At 47.1% G+C, this 6982-nt stretch carries 9 protein-coding genes; all 9 read left to right on the forward strand.

The genetic code is table 11. The features are described 5' to 3' along the window. The coding region (locus tag RYL88_RS10305) for a TrmH family RNA methyltransferase (protein WP_314991074.1) at window positions 1-254 on the forward strand (254 nt) is incomplete at its 5' end. Next, a complete protein-coding gene (locus tag RYL88_RS10310; RefSeq protein ID WP_314991076.1) occupies window positions 247-1272 on the forward strand; it encodes a phosphatidylglycerophosphate synthase in 1026 nt (341 codons plus the stop codon). The genes RYL88_RS10305 and RYL88_RS10310, both read left to right, overlap by 8 nt. Next, window positions 1266-2063, forward strand: a complete 798-nt coding sequence (locus RYL88_RS10315) for a hypothetical protein (protein WP_314991077.1) — start codon at window positions 1266-1268, stop codon at window positions 2061-2063. The genes RYL88_RS10310 and RYL88_RS10315 overlap by 7 nt, the downstream gene beginning before the upstream one ends. Window positions 2064-2072: 9 nt before the next feature. Then, window positions 2073-3281 carry an LL-diaminopimelate aminotransferase gene (locus tag RYL88_RS10320; protein ID WP_298792599.1) on the forward strand — a complete coding sequence of 403 codons (1209 nt, stop codon included), beginning with the start codon at window positions 2073-2075 and terminating at the stop codon, window positions 3279-3281. Continuing rightward, window positions 3278-4540 (forward strand): homoserine dehydrogenase, encoded by a 1263-nt coding sequence (locus RYL88_RS10325; protein WP_314991079.1) that lies wholly within the window; start codon window positions 3278-3280, stop codon window positions 4538-4540. Before RYL88_RS10320 ends, RYL88_RS10325 begins: the two co-directional genes overlap by 4 nt. A 3-nt stretch (window positions 4541-4543) precedes the next feature. After that, window positions 4544-4882: a YraN family protein gene (locus tag RYL88_RS10330; RefSeq protein WP_314991081.1), complete on the forward strand. Its 339-nt coding sequence runs from the start codon at window positions 4544-4546 to the stop codon at window positions 4880-4882. Between the two features lie 70 nt (window positions 4883-4952). Further along, window positions 4953-5267 (forward strand): thioredoxin, encoded by a 315-nt coding sequence (gene trxA / locus RYL88_RS10335; RefSeq protein WP_314991083.1) that lies wholly within the window; start codon window positions 4953-4955, stop codon window positions 5265-5267. Next, window positions 5267-5716, forward strand: coding sequence for a hypothetical protein (locus tag RYL88_RS10340; RefSeq protein WP_314991085.1), 450 nt, complete (start codon window positions 5267-5269; stop codon window positions 5714-5716). Before trxA ends, RYL88_RS10340 begins: the two co-directional genes overlap by 1 nt. A 10-nt stretch (window positions 5717-5726) precedes the next feature. Next, window positions 5727-6665: an FAD-dependent oxidoreductase gene (locus RYL88_RS10345; RefSeq protein ID WP_314991087.1), complete on the forward strand. Its 939-nt coding sequence runs from the start codon at window positions 5727-5729 to the stop codon at window positions 6663-6665. Window positions 6666-6982 lie beyond the last annotated feature (317 nt).

The raw sequence follows: 6982 nt of genomic DNA on the forward strand, positions 1-6982 counted from the left end.
GTCTTAGCTTGTTAAACGAACTAAAACAAGTCGGATTTAAAATTTACGCTACGGCAAGCGGCGGCAAAAACGCCCACGAGGTCAAATTTAACCAAAAAATGGCGCTCGTGATGGGTAGCGAGGGCGAAGGTTTGCACAAAAAAGTCCTTGCCAAAAGCGACGAAATAATAGGAATAAAAATGAAAAACGACTGGGACAGCCTAAACGTCTCGGCTGCGTTTGCCATACTTTGCGATAGGATTATAAATGAATGACATAAGTTTGTTAAAAGAACTGGGGCTTAGCGAAGTCGCTAGAAGAACGCACATCGAAGCGGAATACCTAGGCTACATCGCCGATAAAAATTTTGAAAAATTGGCGCGTTTTAACGTCAGGGGTTTTGTTAAAATTTTAGAGCGTGAGCTAGATATCGACTTTACGCTGTGGATGAACGAATACGAGGCGTTTATGGCCGAGCACGAGGGCGAGTTGAAGCACAAAACCATAACCATATCGCCTAAAATACCGGCCTATACCGCAAGCGAAAAATCATCTTACGGCGGTATGCTCGGCAGTATCGTTACCATTTGCGCAATCGGCGCTTTAATATATTTTTTCGAACCTCAAAAATATATCGGCGATCTCTCGAGCCTCTTTGAAGACAAAAATAAAAGCGTGACCTACTCCGATGCGACGACCGTGCAGCAAGCTGCCAAAAACCTAGATGCCATTAAAGACGCAAATATTACAGTTAGCGTATCGTCCTCTCCAAAAGCGCAGGACGAGCTTAGCGATAACGAAGAAAACGCCTCAAATTTAGCGATACCTAACGCCGCCCAGCCTCTACCCGAGATAAACGTAACTGTCGCGACGGTCGCGCAACCAAAGCCTATAGAGCAAAATACAGGTCAAAATTTGCAACCTACCGAAATATCAAATAAAACCGAGCAAAATATAACCGCTACCGTTTCATCTACACCTAAAACCGGCGATATATACGAACTAAACGGACTTAGCGAGATAAAAGTCGTCCCGCGCAGAAAAGTTTGGCTCGGCGTGATAAATTTGGACGACAATAAAAAGCGATCTCAAAACGCCTCAAATGCCGTTTCTATCGAAATAGGCAAAAAACAACTCATCGTAACCGGACACGGAGAGATAAATTTAGAAATCGGCGATCAAAATATCAAATTTAGCGGCGATAATCCAAAGCGATTTTTGGTAGAAAAAGATAAAATCACGCCACTCACATACGACGAATTCGTGGCTCTAAACAAGGGCAAATCGTGGTAAAAAAGCTCGTACTTTTAGCCGTTAGCGCGGCCTTTTGCCTCGCTGGTAGCGTGGTGGATATAGCAGGCAGTCTGCTCGGTCAAAATAGCGCAAAAGCGACTCAGCTCTTTGGCGACGGTTCGGCATATCTAAACGCAAACGGCAAGCCCGATATCGCTAAAATTTCAAACGTTTTAAAGTCAAATTCGCTCCTGCGTCTATCCTACAAGCAAAACGTCAAGGTAAATATCAAATTTATCTCGCGCCAAAACAACCCGCTGCTTATCATGAAAATCGCCAAAGACGCCCTAAACGGACTAGGTTATAACGATATCTTAACGAGCGAATTTTCTAACGCCGGCGGCGCTACTTGGGGGGTAACCGTAGATACTAAATTTATCCCCGATCCAGGCTCGCTCTACTCTGCCTTTAAAGAAAGCGGCACCGAAATAACAGATATAAACAGAGCCGGCGAGCTATCCTACGAATACGTCATCGACGCGTCAAATTCGTCGATCAATCAAACCCCGGTACCGTTTTCGCAGCAGGTTCAGCTCTCAAAACCGCTTGAGCCCTATCTCATCGACGTTAGCGGCGCAAAAGTCGCCGCCATAGGCGCAGACGGGGAGGATCGCTGGTCGGCGATCGTGAGAATTTTGGATAAAAATTTAAATTTACTCGAGGAAAAAAGAAGCGACAAAGCTATAAATAGCCTGAAGATTTCCTTTCCACAAAACGCAAAATATCTAATGATCGACGATGCGGTCAGCCTAGAAAATATTAAACGAGGGCTCAAAATCTACCTAAAATAAGGAAAATTTATGTTTGACGAGATTAGATTTAATACGATTGAAAGACTTCCAAACTACGTATTTGCCGAGGTAAACGCCATAAAAATGGCCGCGCGCCGAGCGGGCGAAGATATCATCGACTTTTCGATGGGAAACCCGGAGGGTCGCACGCCTCAGCACATCGTCGATAAGCTCTGCGAAAGCGCCCAAAAAGACAAAACTCACGGCTACTCGGCGAGCGCGGGCATCTACAAACTGCGCCTAGCCATCTGTAACTGGTACAAGCGCAAATACGGCGTAAATTTGGACCCCGACACCGAAGCCGTCGCCGTTATGGGCAGCAAGGAGGGCTTCGTACATCTAGCCCAAGCGATAGTAAATCCGGGCGACGTCGCCGTTGTGCCCGATCCTGCGTATCCTATCCACACGCAGGCGTTTTTATTCGCCGGCGGTAGCGTGGCGAAGATGCCGCTAAAATACAACGATAAATTCGAGCTTGACGAAAATAAATTTTTCGAAGACCTGCTTCACACCATCCGCTCAAGCTCGCCGAAACCTAAATACGTCGTCGTAAATTTCCCGCACAATCCTACGACCGTAACCGTGCAAAAGAGCTTTTATGAGCGATTAGTCGCGATGAGTAAACAAGAGCGCTTTTACGTGATCTCGGACATCGCCTACGCAGACCTTACTTTTGACGGCTATAAGACGCCGAGCATATTTGAAGTAGAAGGCGCAAAAGACGTCGCAGTCGAGTGCTACACGCTATCAAAAAGCTACAATATGGCCGGCTGGCGCGTCGGATTTTTATGCGGAAACAAGCGCCTTTGCGCCGCGCTTAAAAAGATAAAATCATGGGTTGATTACGGAATGTTTACCCCGATCCAAGTCTCAGCAACCGTCGCGCTAGACGGCGATCAAAGCTGCGTCGAGGATATCCGTCAAATTTACGAAAAACGCCGCGACGTGATGCTAGAAGCCTTTGCAAGTGCCGGCTGGGAGATGCATAAGCCAAGCTCGAGTATGTTTATCTGGGCGAAAATCCCGCCGCAAGTCGGAAACATCGGCAGCCTCGAGTTTTCCAAACAGCTGCTTACTAAAGCTAGCGTCGCGGTGAGCCCTGGTATCGGTTTTGGCGAGGGCGGCAACGACTACGTGCGCCTTGCTCTCATCGAGAACGAGAACCGTATCCGTCAAGCGGCGAGAAATGTCAAAAAATATCTGAAAGAATTTGCATGAATATAGCCATTTTAGGTGTTGGCACGGTCGGAGAAGCCGTAGCTAAAATTTTACTCCAAAACAAAAAACTAATCGCGGCAAGATGCGGCGAGGATATAGTTCCGGTTATCGGCGTCGTTAGAAATTTAAGCAAAAAAAGAGACGTCGCCATCCCTCTCACGGACGATATAGATAGCGTCCTAGAGCACGAGGATATCGACGTTTTCGTCGAGCTTATGGGCGGCGTCGAGGAGCCTTTTAGGGTCGTTAGCAAAATTTTAGAGCGCAAAAAAGCCGTCGTAACGGCAAACAAAGCGTTACTAGCTTATCACCGCTACGCCTTGCAAAATTTGGCGCAAAACACGCCCTTTGGCTTCGAGGCTAGCGTCGCGGGCGGCATACCTATTATCAGAGCCCTTCGCGAGGGCCTTAGCGCAAACCATATCCTAAGCATTAACGGGATTTTAAACGGCACGAGCAACTACATCTTAACCTCGATGATGAGCAAGGGATCAAATTTCGCGGACGCGCTAAAAAAAGCCCAGGAGCTAGGCTATGCCGAGGCCGATCCGACCTTTGACGTCGGAGGCTTTGACGCGGCGCACAAGCTACTGATCCTAGCTAGCATCGCATACGGCGTGCACGGCAACCCCGAAGACATCCTGATAGAAGGTATCGAAGGCATAACGCCCGAGGATATCTTTTTCGCTAACGATTTCGAGTACGTCATAAAGCTACTAGCCATCGCCAAAAAAACAGGCGACAAGGTCGAGCTACGCGTACATCCGGCACTAGTACCCAAAGATAAAATGATAGCTAAAACAGACGGCGTGACAAATGCCGTGAGCGTAGTGGGCGACGCAGTCGGAGAGACGATGTTTTACGGTCCGGGCGCGGGCGGTCCGGCGACGGCAAGCTCAGTCATCAGCGATCTTATCGACATCGCCAGAGACGGCAAATCTCCGATGCTAGGCTACAAGGCGCCGTTTGAGCTAAATGCGCTTGAGCTCCTAGATCCGAGCGAAATTCGCACGAAGTATTATTTTAGGCTTAGAGTCGAGGACAAAGTCGGCGTCCTAGCTAAAATCACGAATTTAATGAGCGAAAACAACCTCTCTATCGATAGCCTGCTGCAAAAACCGAAGGACGAAAGTCCGTATGCGACGCTGTTTTTCACGACGCACACGAGCGTGGAAAAGGACGTGAGGCGTACTATGGAAATTTTGCAAGAGCAAGAATTTGTAAAAGAAAAGCCTTTTATGATGAGGATAGAAGAGTAAAATTTGGGGCTTAGGGCGTATCTTTTCGGCAAGAGCTCGGAGGAACTGGCTTGCGAGTTTTTGCTAAAAAACGGCTGCGAGATACTTGCTAGAAATTTTAGCTCCAAATTCGGCGAGATCGACGTCATCGCTAAAAAAGACGGCGTTTTACGTTTTGTCGAAATCAAAGCTACGCAGGGCGACTACGAGGCAGAGTATCGCCTCACGCCCGCTAAATTTAATAAAATTTTAAAAACTATCGATTTTTATCTGCTGCAAAACGGCGCTAACGCCGATTTTCAGGTCGATTTGATCGCGATAAAAAAGAGTGAGATAAAGTGGATAGAAAATATTAGTTTGTAAAAATTCTTATTTAGCTAAAATTTAAATACTTTCGTGTATAATTACGACTATCTTTAAAAAGGAGAATAAAATGGGAAAATACGTAGAACTAACGACTGCGAATTTCGACGTCGCCAAAGAGGGCGTCGCGCTAGTAGATTTTTGGGCGCCTTGGTGCGGACCTTGCCGTATGCTTGCTCCGGTTATCGACGAGCTTGCTGAGGAGTTTGAGGGCAAAGCTAAAATTTGCAAAGTAAACACCGACGAGGTGCAAGACCTTGCCGTAGAATTCGGCATCCGCTCGATCCCTACGCTTCTATTTTTCAAAAACGGCGAAGTCGTAGAGCAAATGGTCGGCGCGCAATCAAAACGAGCCATCGCCGATAAGATAAATTCGCTTCTTTAATGGTTTTTAGACGAGGAGGAAGCCTGCTTCCTCTTACCTCCGTTTTTGCGTCCTTTATCGGTGCAGCGCTGGTAGCAGGCGTATTTGCTTACAATAATTACAGATTTTCGCAGTATAAATTCGTAAATTTTAACGAGCTGGTTTTTTACGAGCAGGCTCAAATTTTTGCACCCCAAGACGACAAATTTTTACTCGTGGTTTTTAGCTCCAACCAATCAAACTGGAGAGAAATTTTAAAAACTTCGACTAAGGATTTAAAAATCGTAGCCGTGGACTTGCTCCAAAAACGCGCGCCTAGCGAGGGAAATATAAATTTCGTCGCTTCGGATATAAATACGATTTTAAAGCTGATGCACGTCCTAAATATCACGACTTTGCCCGCAAGCGTGGAGCTAAAGGCGCAAAAGGGCGGCATTTATAAACAAGATTCGAAAATAAATAAAATTTAAAGGAAAAAATATGTTAGATTTAGCGATCATCGGAGGCGGTCCTGCCGGACTTAGCGCGGGACTTTACGCCACCAGAGGCGGATTAAAAAACGTCGTAATGTTTGAAAAAGGAATGCCCGGCGGCCAGATCACGGGTAGCTCCGAGATAGAAAACTATCCGGGTCAAAAAGCGCCCGGCGAGAGCGGTATCGACTTCATGAGCACGTGGGTCGCTCAGTGCACGCATTTTGGACTAAAACACGAGATGGCGGGCGTCGAGCGCGTGGTAAAAAACTCTGACGGCAGCTTCACGGTCAAGCTTGAAGGCGGCAAAGAAGAGCAGGCCAAAGCAGTCATCGTAGCCACCGGCTCTACTCCGCGCCGCGCGGGCTTTGCGGGCGAGGATGAGTTTTTCGGCAGAGGCGTGAGCACCTGCGCGACCTGCGACGGATTTTTCTATAAAAACAAAGAAGTCGCAGTTCTAGGCGGCGGCGACACGGCGATCGAGGAGGCCCTATATCTAGCCAACATCTGCTCGCGCGTCTACGTCATCCACCGCAGAGACGAGTTTCGCGCCGCTCCCGTCACGCTGCAAAAGGCTCGCGCTAACGCCAAAATCGAGTTTATCACGAGCGCTACGATCAAGCAGGCTTACGGCGACAAAGCAGGTCTTGCAGGCCTAATCATAAACACGAAAGAGGGCGAGCGCGACCTAAAAGTGCCGGGCGTTTTCGTATTCGTCGGGCTTAATGTAAACAACGACGTCCTTCGCCAAGAAAACGGCGAGTTTTTATGCGATATGGAGGCAGGCGGCCAAGTGAGCGTCGATCTAAAAATGCAAACTAGCGTGCCTGGACTATTTGCCGCGGGCGACATCAGAAAAGACGCGCCAAAACAAGTCATCGTAGCCGCAGGAGACGGCGCGGTAGCGGCCCTTAGCGCGCTTAGCTACATCGAGAGCCTGCACTAAAATTTATCAAATTTAGCCGAGCTTTTCGGCTAAATTTCTCTTTTTACTTCAAATTTTCTCAAATTTACCGAGTTTTGCTTCATCCTTTCAAATTTAGTCAAATTTGCTTTGATTTAAATTTCACCGCATTTTTCAAATTTACAGCCCCCAAATTCACTCAAATTTAACCGCCTTTTGGCTAAGATTTCGCAAATTTAATTATGAGCAAAAGGATCGAATTTGCAAAGCTTTTTTAAATTTCTATTCACCCTCGCCGCCTTTGCCGCCGTCCTCTTTTATCTTTCGTATTTGGGAGTTAAATTTGATAAATTTGGCTC

It is taken from the genome of uncultured Campylobacter sp. (genome assembly GCF_963517995.1).
GTDB lineage: Bacteria > Campylobacterota > Campylobacteria > Campylobacterales > Campylobacteraceae > Campylobacter_A.